This window comes from Roseimicrobium gellanilyticum, from assembly GCF_003315205.1.
GTDB classification, from domain to species: Bacteria; Verrucomicrobiota; Verrucomicrobiia; order Verrucomicrobiales; family Verrucomicrobiaceae; genus Roseimicrobium; species Roseimicrobium gellanilyticum.
Genome location: NZ_QNRR01000012.1, coordinates 56,116 through 75,639, shown reverse-complemented (window position 1 = coordinate 75,639; position 19,524 = coordinate 56,116). Strand labels below are relative to the sequence as shown.

Annotated in this window: 15 protein-coding genes; all 15 read left to right on the top strand. The window is 59.6% G+C overall.

Going from position 1 to position 19,524, the window contains the following annotated elements:
* Positions 1-25: 25 nt before the first annotated feature.
* Complete coding sequence (locus tag DES53_RS25655; RefSeq protein ID WP_113961195.1) at positions 26-358, top strand: hypothetical protein; 333 nt, start codon at positions 26-28, stop codon at positions 356-358.
* Between the two features lie 41 nt (positions 359-399).
* Entirely contained in the window at positions 400-2,508 is a 2,109-nt protein-coding gene (gene glgX / locus DES53_RS25650) for a glycogen debranching protein GlgX (protein ID WP_113961194.1), read from the top strand.
* On the top strand, positions 2,505-3,236 hold the full coding sequence (locus tag DES53_RS25645; protein ID WP_113961193.1) for an LOG family protein: 732 nt from the start codon (positions 2,505-2,507) through the stop codon (positions 3,234-3,236). Before glgX ends, DES53_RS25645 begins: the two co-directional genes overlap by 4 nt.
* Positions 3,237-3,293: 57 nt before the next feature.
* Positions 3,294-4,142: a hypothetical protein gene (locus DES53_RS25640; RefSeq protein ID WP_113961192.1), complete on the top strand. Its 849-nt coding sequence runs from the start codon at positions 3,294-3,296 to the stop codon at positions 4,140-4,142.
* Positions 4,143-4,342: 200 nt separating this feature from the next.
* Complete coding sequence (locus DES53_RS25635; protein ID WP_211325688.1) at positions 4,343-4,765, top strand: DUF3302 domain-containing protein; 423 nt, start codon at positions 4,343-4,345, stop codon at positions 4,763-4,765.
* Positions 4,765-5,949, top strand: coding sequence for an HlyD family secretion protein (locus DES53_RS25630; RefSeq protein ID WP_113961191.1), 1,185 nt, complete (start codon positions 4,765-4,767; stop codon positions 5,947-5,949). Before DES53_RS25635 ends, DES53_RS25630 begins: the two co-directional genes overlap by 1 nt.
* A 26-nt stretch (positions 5,950-5,975) precedes the next feature.
* A complete protein-coding gene (locus tag DES53_RS25625; protein WP_113961190.1) occupies positions 5,976-7,460 on the top strand; it encodes an efflux transporter outer membrane subunit in 1,485 nt (494 codons plus the stop codon).
* Positions 7,461-7,712: 252 nt separating this feature from the next.
* The gene (locus DES53_RS25620; RefSeq protein WP_211325687.1) at positions 7,713-8,618 is read left to right on the top strand and encodes a polyphosphate kinase 2 family protein; all 906 of its coding nucleotides are present in this window, start codon (positions 7,713-7,715) and stop codon (positions 8,616-8,618) included.
* A gap of 43 nt (positions 8,619-8,661) precedes the next feature.
* On the top strand, positions 8,662-10,383 hold the full coding sequence (locus DES53_RS25615) for a SulP family inorganic anion transporter (protein ID WP_113961189.1): 1,722 nt from the start codon (positions 8,662-8,664) through the stop codon (positions 10,381-10,383).
* Positions 10,384-10,388: 5 nt separating this feature from the next.
* Positions 10,389-10,769 carry a hypothetical protein gene (locus tag DES53_RS25610; protein WP_113961188.1) on the top strand — a complete coding sequence of 127 codons (381 nt, stop codon included), beginning with the start codon at positions 10,389-10,391 and terminating at the stop codon, positions 10,767-10,769.
* Between the two features lie 89 nt (positions 10,770-10,858).
* The gene (locus DES53_RS25605) at positions 10,859-14,038 is read left to right on the top strand and encodes a sensor histidine kinase (RefSeq protein WP_113961187.1); all 3,180 of its coding nucleotides are present in this window, start codon (positions 10,859-10,861) and stop codon (positions 14,036-14,038) included.
* Between the two features lie 156 nt (positions 14,039-14,194).
* Positions 14,195-15,091: a YybH family protein gene (locus DES53_RS25600; protein WP_113961186.1), complete on the top strand. Its 897-nt coding sequence runs from the start codon at positions 14,195-14,197 to the stop codon at positions 15,089-15,091.
* A gap of 622 nt (positions 15,092-15,713) precedes the next feature.
* Positions 15,714-17,207 (top strand): hypothetical protein, encoded by a 1,494-nt coding sequence (locus DES53_RS25590; RefSeq protein WP_211325686.1) that lies wholly within the window; start codon positions 15,714-15,716, stop codon positions 17,205-17,207.
* Between the two features lie 96 nt (positions 17,208-17,303).
* Positions 17,304-18,905, top strand: a complete 1,602-nt coding sequence (pckA, locus tag DES53_RS25585) for a phosphoenolpyruvate carboxykinase (ATP) (RefSeq protein WP_113961184.1) — start codon at positions 17,304-17,306, stop codon at positions 18,903-18,905.
* A gap of 3 nt (positions 18,906-18,908) precedes the next feature.
* Positions 18,909-19,499, top strand: a complete 591-nt coding sequence (locus tag DES53_RS25580) for a GNAT family N-acetyltransferase (RefSeq protein WP_113961183.1) — start codon at positions 18,909-18,911, stop codon at positions 19,497-19,499.
* Positions 19,500-19,524: the final 25 nt, after the last annotated feature.

Sequence of the window (19,524 nt, the reverse complement as noted above, 5' to 3'; positions counted from 1 at the left end):
GCAACATCATCACAGAAATCGCACCATGTCCCTTCTTGATCCCAGTTCTGTAAACGAGTCGCGCCGTCAGGCAATCGCGGCCACCATTCAGCCCGCTACGCTGGAGGAGTTGCGCGCCATGGGGGAACAGTTGTTTCCCTTCCTGGATCACCCTTGGAGGCACCAGTTCTTCCAGTTTCTGGACGAGCATCCGGACAGCAAGTATTTCCGTGCCTCGACAGATGATGGCATTGGCATTCTCTACTGCAAGGAGCACAATCGCGGCATCTGGTTCATTCCCGGCAGCGGCGTGGGAATTTTGCAGGAGACGGGTTTGAAGATTCTCTCTGAAATCTTGCAGCAGCAGAAGCCCCGCTGATTCCGCGAGGCGATGGCAGCAGGCTGCCGGGAGGAAATGTCATGAAGGAAACGCGGGTCTGGCTTGGCAAACCGTTCCCACTGGGGGCGACCGTGGCGGAGGAGGGGGTGAACTTCGCACTCTTCTCCGAACATGCGACCAAGGTGGAGCTGTGCCTGTTCGATTCACCTGAGGTAAGCGTGGAGAGTGCCCGCGTCGAACTGCCGGAAGTGACGGGACACGTGTGGCACGGTCAACTTCCTGACGTGCGTGAAGGTCAGATCTATGGCTACCGTGTGCATGGACCTGATGCGCCGCAGGGAGGGCATCGCTTCAACCCTCGCAAGGTGTTGTTGGACCCATATGCGCGGTGCGTCGCGCGTGACCTGCGCTGGGATGCGGCAGTGTTGGACCCCGAACAAGATTCAGCCGCTCATGCACCGCTCGCACGGGTGGTGGACGCCAAGTACTCTTGGGGAAACGATCGTCCGCCGCGCATTCCGTGGCACGAGACGGTGATCTACGAAGTGCATGTGAAGGGCTTCACCATGCGTCATCCCGGTGTGGAGGAGCGCTTGCGGGGCACCTATGCAGGACTCGGATCGCCTGCGGCCATTGAGTATTTGCAGCGTCTGGGAATCACGGCGGTGGAATTGCTGCCGGTGCATTTCCATATCGATGAGCACTTCCTCGCGCAGCGTGGGCGGCGGAACTACTGGGGATACAATACCTTGGGCTTTCTGGCGCCGGATCCGCGCTATGCCGCGAGCGGACCGGAGGGCGCGGTGCGGGAATTCCAGGCCATGGTGCAGGCGCTGCATGCGGCGGGCATCGAGGTGATCCTCGATGTGGTGTACAACCATACTGCGGAAGGAAATGAGCAGGGACCCACACTCTCGCTGCGTGGCATCGACAATGCGGCGTACTACCGCCTCACCAGCAATCGCGCGCACTACGTGGACTTCACTGGGTGTGGGAATTCGCTGAACGTCTCGCATCCATTCACCCTGCAGCTCATCATGGACTCGCTGCGGTACTGGGTAAGCGAGATGCATGTGGATGGCTTTCGCTTTGACCTGGCCAGCGCCCTGGGGCGGGATGTGTGGGAGGTGGACAGGCTGGGTTCTTTCTTTGATATCATCCATCAGGATCCCGTGCTGTCCCAGGTGAAGCTCATCGCAGAGCCGTGGGATCTTGGGCCGAATGGCTACCAGGTGGGGAATTTTCCGGTGCTCTGGACGGAGTGGAACGGGAAGTATCGCGATTGCGTGCGTCGCTTTTGGAAGGGGCATGGTGGCACCGTGGGGGAGTTTGCCTCGCGCCTCTCAGGAAGCAGTGATCTCTATGCGAGCAATGGGCGGCGGCCCGGGGCCAGCATCAACTTCATCACTGCGCATGACGGCTTCACGCTGCGAGACCTCGTCTCGTACAACCACAAGCACAATGAGGCGAACGGCGAAGAGAACCGCGATGGCGCCAATGACAACGACAGCTGGAACTGCGGCACGGAAGGCCCGACTGGGGATGCGGAAGTGATTGAGCTGCGTGCGCGACAACAGAGGAACCTGCTCACGACGCTGTTCCTTTCGCAGGGTGTTCCCATGTTGCTGGCCGGGGATGAGTTTGGCCAGACACAGCATGGCAACAACAATGCCTACTGCCAGGACGGTCCGATCGCGTGGCTCGACTGGAATCATACGGAAGCACAGGTCTCGTTGCTAGAGTTCACGCGCGAGCTGATCCAACTCCGCAAAACGCAGCCTGTATTCCGTCGCCGAAAATTCTTCCAGGGCCGTCCCATCCACGGTGCGGACATCAAGGACATCTACTGGCTCAAGCCGGATGGTGGTGAGATGAATGATGCAGACTGGAACAGCGGCTATGCACGCAGTCTTGGGGTGGTATTGCCGGGGAATCAGATTCACGAAACCGGGCTGCAAGGAGAGCGTATTCAGGGCGGCTCCTTCGCGATTCTTTTCAACGCTCATCACGAGGACATCGCGTTCCGGCTGGGCTCGCGCCGCCGGGATGTGAAGTGGACCTCCATACTCGACACAGGGCGGCCCAAGGAGCAGCCACTGACCTATGCCCAGATGGATGAGTTTCCCCTGAGAGCACGCTCGCTGGTGGTGCTCCGCGCCCTTTTACCTTCCAATCCTGCCGAATCATGAATCAATCCATTCCTTCCTTCGGTCAGTCTGACGCCGTATCCCTCCGGGATGAAGATGCCGCCTCAAAGGTGCTGCACGATGCCGTGATGGGACTGTGGGAGGTGGTGAACTCGCTTACGCGATTGCGCCGGAGCTCGCGGCAAAACTACCGTGTCACCATCTTTGGCTCCGCGCGTCTGTCAGAGGGCACGCCAGCCTATGAAGGTGTGAAGGAACTCGCAACCCAACTCACAAGGCTGGGATGCGATATCATCAGCGGTGGCGGCCCTGGACTGATGAAAGCGGCCAACGAAGGCGCGAGAGCAGCAGCGCCGAATGCCTCACATCGGTCTGTGGGCATTCGTGTCGACCTGCCTTTCGAGCAGGAGATCAATTCCTTCGTGGGGCAGGCGTATGCCCACGGCACGTTTTTTTCGCGGCTGCATCACTTCATGCTGGTGTCAGATGCGTTCATCGTCGCCCCGGGAGGAATTGGGTCTTTGCTGGAGCTTTCTCTGGCCTGGCAGCTGCTGCAGGTACGGCGTTTGTACAATGTGCCGCTCATCGTGGTGGGAAAGATGTGGGGCGAACTCATCGACTGGGGACGCCGCAATATGCTGCAGGATGGCAGGGAGCTGGCGAGCGAGGTGGACTTTGAGATTCCACGTTGTGTGAGCAGCATCGAGGAAGCGGTGGCGATTATTGAAGAAAACCGACGCACCTGGCTGGCAGGACAAGAACTGCCGTGAACGAGGCGTCCGTGTGCGCGGAGCCTGACTGGAAATCTGACATGGAGGGGAAATTTGATGACGCTTCTCCACACGATTCAGCAAATTTCGCTTCAGGCATTCCTCATCTGCAGCATGGCTGGCATCGGCATGCGTCTTGAGCTGCGCGCGTTGCTCGAGCCGCTGAGAGTGCCCAGCCTTGTCATCCCGGCCTTGATGTTGAATTTCATGCTGGCTCCGCTGCTGGCATGGGGGATTGCAGCGGTCATCCCTTTGCGCCCCGGTCATGCCGCGGGACTTCTATTGCTGGGAGTGGCCGCAGGAGCCCCTTTCCTGCCAAAGCTGGCCGAATTGGCACACCAGCCGCTCATTCCAGCGGCCGCCTTGATGGTGATGCTGACAGTGGGAACGGTTCTCTTCATGCCCGTTGTGCTGCCGTGGATGATTCCCGGTTTTCATGCGCATTCGTGGATGATTGCACAGCCCATGCTGCTGTTGCTGCTGCTGCCGCTTGGCATGGGGATGATTGCCAGGGTGCTATTCCCGCGTGTGGCGGCCGCTTGCGCCCCGGTGTTCGGCCGGATTGGCAGCATCAGTCTGGTGCTGCTGTTTGTCCTGCTGGTGGTGCTGAATGTATCTGGTCTTCTCGCAGTGATTGGCACAGGAGCCATTGCGGCCGCGATGCTGCACACGACAGGGTTGTTTATTGTCTCGTGGCTGGTTCTCGGGGCGTGGCCAGAGTTTCGTGGACTGCAGTCGCTGTGCGTATCGGCGCGAAACTTCGGCGCTGCGATGGTCCCCGCGGCAGGGGTGTCTGAAAATTCCGAGGTCATGATCATGCTGGTGGCCAGTGCGGTGGTGGGGCTGGTGCTTTGCGCACTGGAGGCTGTTTGGGTCCGCAGACGCAGAGCCAATCACCTGGATTGATGGGTGTGGAAGCTCCAGCAAATGAACGAATTTGGGCAGAACACCGGGAGCTCCATAGGACCAAAGGCCCATAGCATTCCAGACCCCGGATGGATGAGTATGGGCCAGCCGTTCGGCTGGCGTTCAAACCCTGACCATCATCTCCGCGTCACTTCATGAATACCTTTCGAGAGACGTTCCGGAACCCACCCGGATCCACCATGTCCTTCCGGCCCCGCGTCTTCGCGTGGCCGTTCGTGATGCTTGCGTGGGTGGCTTCACCCGCGCAGGCGCATGCCTCCCTCTTCCACGGGGAAACTCTGGACGCCATTGCCAATGGCATCTCATGGGTGGCTATCATCCTTGCGCCCATCATCGGCATTGTGGCGTTCTGGTTGGTACACATCCTGCCAGAGAAGATCGCAGAAAAGAAAAAGCATCCGCAGACAAGGGCCATCCAGTGTATGTGCCTGCTTTCGCTCGTGTTTGGCGGCCTGCTGTGGCCCTTCGCCTGGCTTTGGGCCTACTCCAAACCCGTGCTCTACAAGGCTGCCTACGGCACCGACGTGGATGAGACCGTGGGACACGGACACGGCAAAAAGGAAGAGAAGGAAGAAGACAAGAAGAAGGGAGGGCAAGCCTAATGGAACTCATCCTGCTTATCATTTATTCGATTATTGTCTGGCTGATCTTTTTCAAGTTCAAGCTACTTCCGTGGAACATCACGAGCCAGGTCATCGTGGTCACGATTCCCATCTTCGCGCTGACGGTGCTGATTCTGTTCATGAACATCGTGGCGCCCTCGTCGCATGACGTGCGCGCCATGAATTATGTGATTCCCATCGTGCCCCGTGTGACCGGTCAGGTCACGGAGGTGCCCATTGAGCCCAATCGGCCCATCAAGAAGGGCGATGTCCTTTTCAAGATCGATCCCGTTCCGTTCGAGCAGGCTGTCAAGGCGGCCGAAGCCAAACTTGCGGAGCTCAAGGTCGGTCTGATCACCGCCCAGGCTTATCAGCGTGGACTCGATGATGAATTGAAAAATGCGCAAGCCGCGACCGCTGCTCTCAATGCGCGTCTCGATCTGTCCAAGAAACGTGTCGAGCAATACACTGTCCTTGCTGCTAGCGGAGCCGGGAAGCGCGCCGAACAGGAACAGGCGGAAACCGACGTCGCCAACCTCCAGAGTCAGATATCTGGCTCCAAGGCCATCGAATCAAAAATCAAACAGAAAATCGACGCTCGCACTGAAGCTGGGGAGATTGACGAAGTCGCCCAAGCCAAGGCCCAGATTGCCAAGGCTGAGGCCGATCTCATTGCGGCGCGATACGATCTTGACGGCACCACCCATCTCGCGCCGGCCAACGGACGCGTCACAAACCTGGCGCTTCAACCGGGCGTGCGCGCGTCGACGGTCACCGCCAATGCCGTGATGAGCTTTATCCAGGAAGACGATCCTTGGGTTCTCGCATTCTATCACCAGAACGAGCTGCGGTATGTCCAGCCCGGAGACGAAGCGGAAATCTTCCTCCAGTCCTACCCAGACAGAATCATCAAGTGCAAGGTGGATTCCATCATGTGGGCCACTGCCCAAGGCCAGATGCCCATCAGCGGTTTTCTGGGAACCACATCGGGGCTTAGGTATCTTGATGACCGCATCGCGGTCCGGCTTCTGGTTGAGCCCAAGGACAAGGAACTTTTCCTTGCTGCAGGTGCGGTGGGTGCCGGCGCTATCTACACAGAGAAAGGCAAGATGATTCACATTGTCCGCAAGGTCTTTGTCCGCGTGTCCACGAAGCTCGACTGGTTCGTCTTCAAACTGCACTGATCTCCCAGACTTCCGACGCTCTTCACATGCAACTGAAAGCCGTCTTTACCTGCGCATTGCCGTGTCTTGTATTCACGGGCTGTGCTCTCAAGCAGCCCCCCGTGGGCGGCGATATCTTGACCGAGTACGCGCGCTCCCAGGTGCCGGGCTCCTTCAGTGCCAGCCATGCCAAGGGGCGTGTGGCGCCTGACTGGATCCGCTCCTTCAATGATCCGGAACTCACGCGCATCGTGGAGGATGCGATCATCCGCAATCCGGATCTGAAAGCCGCCGCGGAGCGCGTGGAGGCTTCCCGTGCCGCGGTACGCATTGCTGCGGCAGCCCTGTATCCTCGTGTGGGACTCAAGGGACTGGGCGAGCGCCAAGGTATGGAGCTGGATGGGGATCTGGGGCGCGGCATTGATCCCGCGAGCCTGGGTTCCTTTGGTCTCGATCTGACAGGCGGCAGTTCCGATACACGGAGTGAGGATTCCTCCTCACAACGCTGGACCTACGGTCTGGGGATCGGAGCCACGTGGGAGGCAGACGTGTGGGGCCGCATTCGCGCCAGAAAAGCTGCTGCAAAGTCCGACAGCCTCGCGATGGAAGCCACCTACGAATATGCGCGGCAATCCCTCGCGGCGCAGGTGGCCCGCGCGTATTTCTCCGCCATCGAGGCTGCCCAGCAAGCCGCAAATGCGCGCGAGACGCTCAAGCTCTACGAGGACTATCTGAAGCTCACGGATGTGCGCAAGAATCAAGGCTTCTCCAGTGACTACGAACTTGCGCAGGTGAAGTCACGCACTGCAGCCGCAAGAGACACTCTCTATGCGGCGGAGGCTGCGCATTCAAAGGCCATCCGCGCCATCGAGGTGGTGACGAGCTACTATCCTGCCGGCAAGAAGAGGCTTCGCAGCAGCTTCCCGAGCTCACTACGCCCAGTGCCCACCGGCATGCCCATGGAACTGCTGGAGCGGCGTCCCGACCTCATTGCGGCGGAACGCCACTTTGCGGCGGCCTTCCATCGTGTGCATGAGGCGAAGGCTGCGAGATTGCCACGTCTGGCCGTCAGTGCCGTCGGTGGTGCGGCCAGCGCGGATCTGGATGGAGTAGGCGTGCTGGATGCGGTGAACTGGAGTCTCGCCGCGGGCGTGGTACAGCCCATCTTCTTCGGGGGGGAATTGAAGGCCGCACAAGACCTGCGCACCGCAGAGCAGCGCGCGGCAGCTCATGATTACACGGCCACGGCATTGCGTGCCTTTGAGGACGTGGAAGACACGCTGGACAGCGAGTACCACCTGCGCCGGCGCCAGTCCGCGCTGGAAGACATGGTTTCCAGCAGCGGCGACTCCATCACCTTCGGCAGGAAGCAGCTCGATGAGGGGCACTCGGATATGTTTACCATATTGCGTCTCGTTGGAGAAAATCTTGCCGCCAAGATTGAGCTCACCAAGATTCGTGCGGCGCGCTTGCGCGAGCGTGTGAATCTGCACCTCGCGCTGGGCGGGGGATTCAGCACCACCAGCAAATAAGATCTTCAGCTTCCCTTGCTTCATTAAGGACATTTCGGTTCTCCCTTCAAGGGGGCGGTCTTCCATAATCCAGGACGTCATGAAACTGAATCCCAAATCAAGACAGCAAACGTGGTTCCTGCTCTGGTGCGCGCTTCTCGGTTTGTATCCGGTGTATGTCCGAGTGGCGGCCAGGCGAGGACATCGCCGCAGTCGGCGCAGCCACCGGTACTAGCTCTTTCGTCATTGTAAGCTGAACCCACCATACCAACCATGAAGCTGAAAGAACTCATCAAGCGCGCCCGGAAGATTTCCGAGCCATATCGCATCTCGGATGGTGGCAAGTTTCGTCTGAAGGATGTCGACCCCGGGGATACCGGAGATCTTACCTCGGAGAGCAAGCCCCAGGCCAAGGAGGCGCTGAAGACAGGGATATCCGCCCTGTGCCAGTTGCAGGACATGCTTTATGCGCAGGACCGCTGGAGTGTGCTTTTGATTTTCCAGGCCATGGATGCCGCTGGCAAGGATGGCGCCATCAAACACGTGATGAGTGGCATCAATCCTCAGGGGTGCCAGGTGGCGTCCTTCAAGGCCCCCTCATCCGAGGACCTTGATCATGACTACCTGTGGCGTTGCCAGAAGCATCTGCCGGAGCGCGGGCGCATTGGCATTTTCAACCGCAGCTACTATGAGGAGACCCTGGTTGTGCGGGTGCATCCGCAGATACTGGGCAAGCAGAAGGTTCCCGAGGAACTCCTCGGCAAGGACGTGTGGGACAACCGGTTCAAGGACATTCGCTCGTTTGAGCGCTACCTTGCGAACAATGGCACCATTGTGCGGAAGTTCTTCCTCCACGTCTCTCGAGACGAGCAGAAGAAGCGTTTCCTGGAGCGCATCGACAATCCTGACAAGAACTGGAAGTTCTCCAGCTCCGATGCCGCGGAGAGAAAATACTGGAAGGACTACATGCACGCGTATGAGGAGACCATCCGCGAAACGGCGACCAAGGAGTCGCCGTGGTATGTGGTGCCGGCGGACAACAAGTGGTACACTCGCGTGGTGGTCGCTGCCGCGCTCATCGATGCGCTTGCGTCCCTGGACCTGCATTATCCTGAGGTGGACAAGGAAAAGCTGAAGGCACTCGCCGCGACGAAGAAGGAACTGCTCGCGGAGAAGTGATGGACCATCACGCCGGTAGAGCCTGGCCAGACCTGTGCGCTCCATGAATGCCCCACCGACCGCGTCGATATTGCCCGGTCTCCGCTGGATTCGGGAGTATAGGCGTGAGTGGCTCAAACAGGATGTGCTGGCGGGCGTCACGCTGGCGGCCTACTTGCTGCCAGCAGGCATCGGTGATGCCTCGCTGGCAAATCTGCCACCGGAGGCAGGGCTCTACGCGTGCTTGTTTTCGGGGCTTGTGTTCTGGTTGTTTTGCAGTTCCCGGCACACAGCCATCACGGTGACTTCAGCCATCTCGCTGCTCGTGGGAGCATCGTTGGGGACCATTGCAGGAGGGGATGTGGCACGCTATTCAGCGCTGGCGGCGTGTACCGCGCTCATCGTGGCTGTGCTGGCTTTTCTGGGATGGCTTCTGAAGGCCGGTGCGTTTGTGCACTTCATCTCGGACCCCGTCATGATTGGGTTCAAGGCGGGCCTCGCCCTCTTCCTCGCATCCACGCAGTTGCCCAAGCTCTTCGGTTTCAAAGGCAGCCACGGAGACTTCTGGGAGCGTGCGGGTCACTTCTTCTCCCATCTTGGCGAGACGAACATGGCCGCACTCACGATTGGTTTACTGGCACTGGCGGCGATGGTGCTGGGGAAGATCTATCTCAAACACAAACCGGTGGCGCTCTTCGTCGTGATCGCCGGCATCATGGCCGCCGGGCTCTTCGGCCTGGAAGCTCGGGGGGTGAAGATGCTGGGCACCGTGCCACAGGGGCTGCCCATGCCGGGATTGCCTCATGTATCCTGGCAGGAGGTGAACCAGTTGCTGCCTCTCGCGCTGGCGTGCTTCATGATTGGCTCCGTGGAGACTGCGGCCATCGGCCGGATGTTCTGTGCGAAGCATGGAGGCCGCTTTGATGGAAATCAGGAATTGCTTGCACTCGCGGGTTCCAATCTTGCGGCGGGACTGGGGCGCTCCTTTCCCGTCAGCGGTGGCATGTCACAGTCGCTGGTGAATGAGAATGCCGGGGCAAAGACTCCGATCTCCGGACTCATTGCAGCGCTCATCATACTGGTCATCACACTCTTCTTTTCGGGCCTGCTCCACGATCTGCCGCAGCCGGTGCTGGCCGCGATTGTGCTCTTTGCCGTCGCCGGTCTCTTCAAAGTGGAGGCGCTGAAGAGGCTGTGGAAATACTATCGTCCTGAGTTCGTGGTGGCCATCGCCGCGCTGCTGGGTGTGCTGGGATCGGGCCTGTTGCGCGGTGTGTTGATAGGCGCGGTGATTTCGCTGATTCAGCTGCTGCGCCGCGCCTCGCGTCCGCACGTGGCATTCCTCGGACGTATTCCCGACACCCGTCGGTACTCGGACTTGGCCAGGCATAGCGATAACGAGATCGTTCCCGGAATCTTGATCTGCAGGCCTGAGTCTGCATTGTATTATTTTAACATCGATCATGTTCGCGACATGATGGTGAACAAGGCGCGCGGCTTGAGTCCCATTCCGAAACTCGTGCTCCTGGATCTCTCCGCGGCGCCGTATGTGGATCTCCAGGCAGCGCAGACACTCATTTCGGTGCACAGCGAGGTGACGGCGATGGGCTGCCAGTTCCAGGTTGTGGAAGCACGATCGTCTGTCCGCGAGACTCTGCGTCTTGAGGGACTGGAGGAGCGTGTGGGAAGAATCAACCGTTTCACCTCCGTGGCGGACGCCGTGGAGCAGTTCCTCTCTGCACCGGTTTCACCCGATCCAAATCAAAACCATCAATCCAACCCCTAGAACCCATGGCTGCGCTCACCAACAACTACCAGAACTGCGAACTCCTCAATCTCAAGTACGGCTCCGGAGGCAGAGGTCCCTTCATCGTGCGTCAGGAAGGTACGCCTCCCGGCAGCATGACCTTCCAAACCGAACGCTTTCTGCTGCGAAAGGATGGCACCTGGGTGATCAACCTTGCCGTGTTTCCCTTGTCAGAAAAGGACAAGGAGCAGTTCCTCTTTGAGAGCGCTGCTGAGGCTATGCAACTCCTCGCGGAGTTGAGAGGTGATCCCATCATAGAAGCCACGTTGCCATCAGGCACCTCGGTGGAGCAGTTGAAGGCTTCGGCGCAATCGACCATCTCAGGTCTTTGGGCTCGCATGCAGAATGCGAAACGTGAGGAGTGAGGGGAGCGTTGGCGGGTAATTCCGCAGTGCACAAACTTTTGCTTTTGAAGTTGGCTTTTGGTGGCTGCTTCGCTAATCCATGTGTGGAAATGCGACGGCTCGCCAGCCTCCTGAGGGAAATGGCGCTGCTGCAGGCGTGTGCCGCAGCGGTGCTGGTGAGCGTGTCCGCGCACGCTTATGCTCAAGAGTCGCCGCCCGCACCACCACCACCGGTGCCTCCGCCTCCCAGTGAATGGGTGGCGCGCAACTGGCAGACGGACGACGGTCTGCCGCAGAACACCATCAATGCGCTCCTGCAGACTCACGATGGATTCCTCTGGGTGGGAACCAACGGAGGGCTGGCGCGGTTCGATGGACTGCACTTCCGAAACTTTGGACTTCAGGATGGTCTTCGTGCAGTGCTGGTCACCTCGCTAGGCGAGACCACACAGGGCGAGCTGTGGGTGGGTACCTCAGGTGGTGGCGTGAGCCGATGGGAGCGCGGCCGCTTCGTCACGTATGGCGAATCTGAGGGTTTCCCTGAGAATTCGGACGTGATGTGCATGGTGCCGGATCGGGATGGCTCCCTATGGCTGGGCACGACCGTGGGGCTGGTGCACTGGGCCGGAGGCAAGTTCACCAAAATGGGAGGCAGTCACGGTCTGCCGGAGAAGCAAGTCCGCGCACTCACCCTGGATGCTGAAGGCGTGTTGTGGGTCTCCGTCATCATGGAAGGGGTGTATCAGGGGAAAGGTGGGAAATTCATCCGTGAGTCTGAGCCCGGACCCGTGACAGGTGATTGCTACAGTCTCATGACGCACCGCGATGGCTCCGTGTGGGCGGGAGCAGGCAATGGTCGTCTGTGGAAGCGACAGGATGGCAAGTGGCGGGAATTGGGGCCTGCCGCAGGATTGCCCAAGTCCAGCTTCGTCGGTCTGGCTGAAGGCATGGATGGCGCCTTGTGGACCACCGTGATTGGCTCGGGTCTGTATCGCAGTGATGGCGAGCGCTTCGCAAAGGTCGAGTGGGGTGAGAAGCAGACGCGTGTGTTGCGTGCAATCGTGACGGATAGCAGCGGCTCCATCTGGCTCGGTACTGCGGCGAATGGGCTGATACGATTGTCCCCCCGTCTGCTTCACTATTGGGGCTCTGGGGATGAGGGGAAGCCCCTGTCTGTGACGACGATTGCTGAGGATAAGGACGGTGTATGGTGGGCAGGTACAGGCAACTCGTGGGTCCATCGATTCGAAGCGGGAGAATTCAGAGAGGTCACCGACCCTTCCGTGAAGCGTGTGTCACCTAATTTTTACTGCGGAGTGACGGGTTCGGACGGCAGCATCTGGATGGCCGGCGAGCAGTTCCTGCACCGCTTTGCTGCGGGCCAAGCGATGCAGTCCTTTCTGGAGCCACCCATCCGCGGTGAGGCCATCCGCGCCATGTGTGTGGATGGCGATGCCATCTGGCTGGGCACCTATTACTCCACCCTTTTGAAATATTCCGAAGGGAAGGTGGAGACAGTGGCGCCAGCGGGTTCCTTTTCTGGTGGCATCACCAGTCTGGTGCTGGAGCGACCCGGGGTATTGTGGATTGGCAGTTCGGGTGGATTGCATCGCTGGGAGAATGGTAATACCCGAGTGTGGGGAACCAAGGACGGGCTGCTGACACAAAGTGTGCGTGCGTTGTACCGCGAGGCGAATGGCACTCTCTGGATCGGCACACTGGGAGGCGGCCTGGCTCGCATGAAGGACGGCCGTATCACCAACTACACCACACGCGAAGGACTCATCGATGACATCATCTCGCAAATCATTGCGGATGATTCCGGCAATCTCTGGCTGGGGTGCAACCACGGCATCATGCGCATCGACCGTGGGGAGTTTGACGAGCTGTCCCGTGGCGAAATCGCGCAACTTCATCCCATGGTCTTCGGCAGGAATGAAGGCATGGTGAAGGAGCAGTGCACGGGTGGCCACTCACCCACGGTGATCCGCACCCGGAATGGCAGGCTGCTGTTTCCCATGGCGGCTGGCGTGGTGGAAATCGATCCACAGCAACTACAGCGCGGCGCCATGACCGCACCGAAGGCGGACATCGAAAGCATTCTGGTGAATGGACACGAGGTGGCGTCTGGCAAACGCGTGTCGATCCCGCCGGGACCGCACCATTTGGAGGTGAAGTTCACGGCGCCCGCATTGGCAGGTGGCGAGCGGGTGCGCTTCCGCCATCGTGTGGAAGGGCTTGATACCAGCTGGGCGGCAGGCAGCAGTCGCAGACGCGTGTCCTACGATGGCCTGCCACCGGGTCGCTACACCTTCCGCGTGGTGGCATCCGATGATCGCGGGAATTGGAGTGAGCAGGGTGCGAGCTTCGCCTTCGTGGTGCGGCCATTTTTCTGGCAGACCATTTGGTTTCGCGCAGGAGCCATGTTGCTGCTCGTCGGAGCGGGGGGATTCGCAGCGTGGTGGCACGCTCGTGCGAAGCATCGCCATCAGCTTGCGGATCTGGAGCGGGCAAGGCAGCAGCATGCGGAGCTGGCTCACGCCAGCCGTGTATCCTTGCTGGGTGAGCTGTCTGCATCGCTCGCCCATGAGCTGAAGCAGCCACTCACCACCATCCTGAGCAATGCGCAGGCTGCGCTGAGGTTCCTGAATCATCCTGTGCCGGATGTGGAGGAGGTGCGCAGCAGCCTGAATGACATTGCGGACGCGGATCGCCGTGCGAACGAGATCATCGAGCGCATGCGTGCCATGATCAAGAAGGGTCAGTCAGAGATGGAGTTGCGCGATATCAATGCTGATATCCATCACTCGCTTCTGTTGATTCACAGTGACCTCGTCGGCAGGAATGTCACTGTGTCCACCTCGCTGTCACCCGAATTGTCGATGGTGAGCGCAGATCACATCCAGCTCCAGCAGGTGCTCATCAATCTCATCATCAATGGCTGCGATGCGATGAGTGATGCTCCGCCGGAGATGCGGCAGCTCTTCATTGAGACGAAGCGGGAAGGAATGGATATGATCCGTGTTTCAGTCGCAGACCGGGGTACGGGCATCACGCCGGAGATGCTGGAGCAGATCTTCAAGCCCTTCTACTCCACCAAGCAGCATGGACTGGGCATGGGCCTCTCCATTTGCCAGGCCATCATCCGGGCGCATGGAGGCCGGCTGTGGGCGGAGAGTGGGCCGGACGGGGGAGCGGTGTTTCATTTTACCCTGCGCATGAACTCCATGGCTGCGACAAAAGATGCGGTGCAGGGGGCATCCGGGGACGCTGGCAAGAGCAGGGGATAGCCGGACGTTCGCAAGAGTCCTGCTTTTTGGCGATGAAGGTAGGTTCACACAATCGTGTGGCTTGCAGGCTCGTGAATCACGATGGGACCATGGTCCTATAGACGATCAGGACATGCCTGCGCACTCTGACATGAGCACTCGATCTGCATTGCGGCCATGAAAGCGTACCTTATTCCTGCCGTCATCGTTGCGCTTGCGAGCGCATCCTTTTCCCAGACAGCGCCCGACACGCCGCCTGAGCAAATCGCCGTTCTTGCCAACGATCGCGCCTTTGAAGCCGCCTATGAAAAGGGCGACGTGAAAGCACTCGCGGGCTTCTTCGCTGAAAATGCGCAGTACACCACGGAGGACGGGCAGACACTCGTGGGTAGTGCCGCGATCGAGGAGAGCATGCGTCAGGCCTTCAAGGAGGGTAAAGGTTCAAAGCTGGCCATCAGCGTGGACTCAGTCCAGGTGCTGACACCGGACGTGGTGGTGGAAAAGGGCTCCACCGAAGTGACTGCGAAAGATGGAGAAAAAAGTGGAGCTCTGTACACCGCCATCCATGTGAAAAAAGATGGCAAGTGGAAGATCAGCCAGCTCATCGAAACTCCTCTTCCCACGGCCACGCCACAGGAGCGGCTGAAGGAAGTGGCCTGGCTGGTGGGATCGTGGGAGGATGTGGACAAATCCACGGCGCTGACTGTGAAGAGCGAGTTCACCTGGGCACGCGGTGGGAATTTCATTGTGCGTAATGTGGATGTGAAGAATGCCGGTGAACCGGTGCTGGAAGGCTGGCAGGTCATCGGCTGGGATCCGGTGGAGGAGCGTATTCGCTCGTGGACGTTCGACAGTGAAGGTGGGTTCGCCGGAGGTTATTGGACGCGTGAAGGTGACCGCTGGCTCATTCAGGAGACGGGGGTGAATCCGGATGGTGGCAGGACAACCGCTGAGAACACGATCACAAAGCTCAGTGACAGCCGCTTTGCCTGGGAGTCTGCCAACCGTACACTTGATGGTGAGCCCCAGCCCAGCGTGGAACGCATTGAAGTGATGAAGGCGAAAGGAGACTGAAGCCATGCACTCAAGACTGACCAAACTGGTGGCCGTGGTGGCGGCATTGGCTGTCGTATTCGACAGTGTGATGCTGCTGGCCCGTGGTGGTGGCCGAGGGGGTGGAGGCGGAGCGAGAGGAGGTGGCGGCGGTGGACGACCCAGCGGTGGCAGCTTCTCACGTCCGTCTGGCGGCGGAGGCAGTTACTCCAGGCCGTCAGGTGGCAGCAGTTATTCACGACCTTCGGGAGGGGGGAGTTATTCGAGACCTTCAAGCGGAGGAAGCTATTCCCGACCATCTAGTGGTGGAAGCTACTCGCGACCGTCGGGGGGCAGTTCTTCGAGACCGTCATCTGGTGGCAGCTATACACGTCCCTCCGGTGGTGGCAGCACGGCCTCCCGGCCTTCGCAATTGCCTTCGGGCAGCAAACCTTCCACCGGGGGCGGGAGAGTGCCGACGAAGCCCGCGACCAAACCTTCCAAGCCTTCCGGGGGCACTGGCTCAATAGCAGGCGGTAGCGCCTCGCAGCTTCCTTCCACATCACGACCCAGTGGGGGAAGTGGCTCACGCCCTTCGCAGTTGCCGTCGAAGCCCGGTACAGGTTCAGGCTCGGGAATCGCATCGGGAGGAAAGCCCTCTCAATTGCCTTCGCAGCCTGGTGGTGGAGCAACACGTCCCGGTGGAGGCGCGGGCATCGCGGATGGTTCACGTCCATCCCAGCTGCCTTCGCAACCCGGCGGCGCAACCCGGCCGGGACAGCCTGGTGGTGTGGATCGACCTTCCCAATTGCCGTCCAAACCTGGTGCGGGTTCAGGCATCGCCTCGGGTGGAAAGCCAGCGCAGCGTCCCAGCAAGGGTGACGTGGGCAAGTTCCTCGGCATGGCAGGTGCCGGTGCAATCGGTGGCGCGGCCATCTCCCAACTACCTGCGGGAGAGAGACCCGGTCTTGGGGATCGGCCTGGGGCGGGTCAGCTTCCGGCGCATCCCGGCATAGGTGCTGGGGATCATCCCGGCATTGGGGGGGGCGAACGCCCCGGTCAGCAACCTGTGCGACCGGAGAATCGACCGAACTGGGGAGATTGGTCGAATAATCGCGGTGAAGCATGGCATGACCGCGTGAACAACCGTCACGAATCGTGGAACAACTGGCAGCAGAACAGCCAGCAACGACGCAGTGACTTCCAGAACAACCGTGACCAGCGCTGGGATAACATTGAGAATGCTCGCAATGATCGTCAGGATTGGCGAAACCAGAATCGCGAAGACTGGCAGGACCATCGCAAGGAAATGTGGGACTACCGCTATGACCGGCGGGATGAAGTCTGGGACAACTGCCGCGACTGGTATGATGACGTCTTTGATGATCACTGGTGGGGCCACTGTGGCTGGCTTGGCCACGGCATCTATCATGGATTCGGCCACTATCCGTTGAATCCCTGGTGGTGGTGGCGGCCTTGCACCTGGGGCACGCTGGGTGGATGGCTCTATACCTCACCACCGGCGCCGGTGTATCCAGACTATGGCATGACGGTGATCTACGAAGACAACACGGTCTACGTGGATAACAAGCCCATCCCCGAGGAGCAATACACGGGCCCCATCGTCGAGGTCGCCTCGACCAAGGAGCAGTCGCCTCCACCTGTACCTCCAGCGGAAGGCAAGCCGGAAGAGTGGATGCCGCTCGGTGTCTTCGCGCTCGTGCAGGAGGAGAAGGGCACGCCTAACATGTTCATGCAGCTCTCCATCAACAGGGACGGAGTCATCACGGGCGGCTATCAAAACACCATCACTGGAGACGAGCGCGCGCTCAGTGGGCAGGTGGACAAGGCGACCCAGATCGCCGCGTGGCGCATCGGTGACAATCGCGATACCATCTGCACCACCAGCATCGCGAATCTCACCCAGGATGTTTGTACTCTGGCGCTTCACTTCAAGGGAACGCGTACGGAGTCCTGGCTGTTGGTCCGCATGCCCGAGCCTGTTGCGGAAGGTCAGGAGAAGAAGATTCCCGAAGGCACGCGCACCCCGCCGCCACAGGTATCAGCGGTCGCTTCGACCACGGCCCCTGCTTCGACCTCAGCGCCAGTTCCTCCGGTGGCGCCGGCTGCTTCGCCTGCACCTGCTCCGTCCAAGTAGCATCATCTCATCCTGAGTCATGCACTACGAAGTTCATTCTTCGTGAGCATGGCGTGGGAGGCCTTTCGTACATCATCCATTGTTTCTTCTTTTTCCATGAGCAAGAAGTCTGCTGCCGGCGTTTTTGATCTCGCTTCACACGGGCTCACCGTTGCTGAAATCCATCACAATCTGCCTCCCAGCGCGCTCTATGAGCACGCCATTCGCTATGAGAAGGATGCCAGCATCGCCGATAATGGCGCTCTTGTGGCCTATTCGGGTGCGAAGACCGGTCGCTCTCCCAAGGACAAGCGGGTGGTGCACAATCCCGAGTCCAAGGACGATGTCTGGTGGGGACCGGTGAATGTGCCGATGGATCACCAGACCTTCGCCATCAACCACCAGCGTGCCATCGACTACCTGAACACCCGGGAGCGTTTGTATTGCTTCGATGGCTATGCGGGATGGGATCCGAAGTATCGCATCAAAGTGCGCGTCATCTGCTCACGTCCCTATCATGCGCTCTTCATGCACACCATGCTCATCCGTCCCGCGAAGGAGGAGCTGGCCAAGTTTGGCGCGCCGGACTTTGTCATCTACAATGCGGGGGCCTTTCCCGCAAACCGGCTCACCGTGGGCATGGGCTCTCCAACGAGCATTGACCTCAGCCTTGAAGAAAAGAAGCTGGTCATCCTGGGCACCGAGTATGCAGGTGAAATGAAAAAGGGCGTGTTCACCGTGGCGAATTATTTGGCTCCGAAGCGCGGTGTGCTCTCCATGCACTGCTCCGCTACGGCGGACAAGGAGACAGGGGCATCATCACTGCTCTTTGGTTTGAGTGGCACTGGGAAGACCACGCTCTCCGCTGACCCCAAACGAAACCTCATTGGCGACGACGAGCATTGCTGGAGCGACGATGGAATCTTCAATATCGAAGGTGGTTGCTACGCCAAGGCTATCAATCTTACTCCGGAGAGTGAGCCGGATATCTTCCAGGCACTCCGCTTTGGCGCGGTGCTGGAGAATGTGGTGCTGGATGAGGATCACGATGTGGACTACACGGATACCAGCATCACGCAGAATACACGCGGAGCGTACCCGATTGAGTTCATCCAGAATGCGAAGATCCCCTGTGTGGCGGGGCATCCCACCGATGTCATCTTCCTCACATGCGATGCCTTTGGTGTGCTGCCTCCGGTGAGCGCGCTCTCGCCGGCTCATGCCATGTATCATTTCATCAGTGGCTACACCGCAAAGGTGGCGGGAACGGAGATGGGGGTCACGGAACCGCAGGCCACATTCTCTCCATGCTTCGGCGGCCCCTTCCTGGTGTGGCACCCGAACAAGTATGCTGAGCTGCTCGCCAAGAAGATGCGCAAGCACAAGGCCCGTGTCTGGCTGGTGAATACGGGATGGGGCGGGGGAGGCCACGGTGTCGGGAAGCGCATCAGCCTCAAACACACCCGTGCCATCATCGATGCCATTCACAGCGGAGCGCTCGCCAAGGCCAAGACTGAGCGGGACCCGGTGTTCGGATTTGATGTGGTCACCGAGTGCCCCGGGGTGCCTCCCAAGATGCTGCGGCCGAGAGAAGCCTGGGCGGACAAGGCGGCTTATGACAAGACGGCGAAGAAACTCGCGGGGCTCTTCGTCAAGAACTTCGACACCTATGCGGATGGCGCCAGCGCTGAGATCAAGGCAGCGGCACCGCGCTCCTGATGCATGATCGCGCCACCTGAGTCCGATCATCTCAAGGCCGGTGATGATCCGGATCCACGCATGACTGACGCCCGACACTACTCTGTTCATGAGTCCTTGAGGAATGGTGTGGCGGTGCAGATTCGCGCGCTGCATCCGGATGATGGCGGGCGCATGGACGAGGCTTTCAAGAAGCTGGAGCAGGAATCCATTCGGTTGAGATTCTTTGGAGCCAAGTCCGGTCTGACCGAGCAGGAGCACCGCCTGATACGGGAGCTGGACTTTGACTCACGTGTGGTCCTCGTGGTGACGCTCATGGAGCGGGGTGAGGAGATTATCATTGCATCGGGAAGCTACAGTCGGATGGGCAAAGATGCGGCGGAAGTAGCGTTCATCGTCGAGGAGGATTACCACGGGCAGGGGGTGGCACACCACCTGCTCTGGCATCTGGGTCTCATCGCCCGGGAGCGCGGCATTGCACGATTCGAGGCAGAGGTGCTGCCGCACAACCTGGCCATGCGCCGGGTCTTTGCTTCCAGTGGCTGGCCGATGACTTCACAGAGAGTGGATGATGTGATTCACATCGTTCTCGACCTCACTCGAGTGCCAGGATAGCGGAAACGACGAGGCGAGGCAGGCC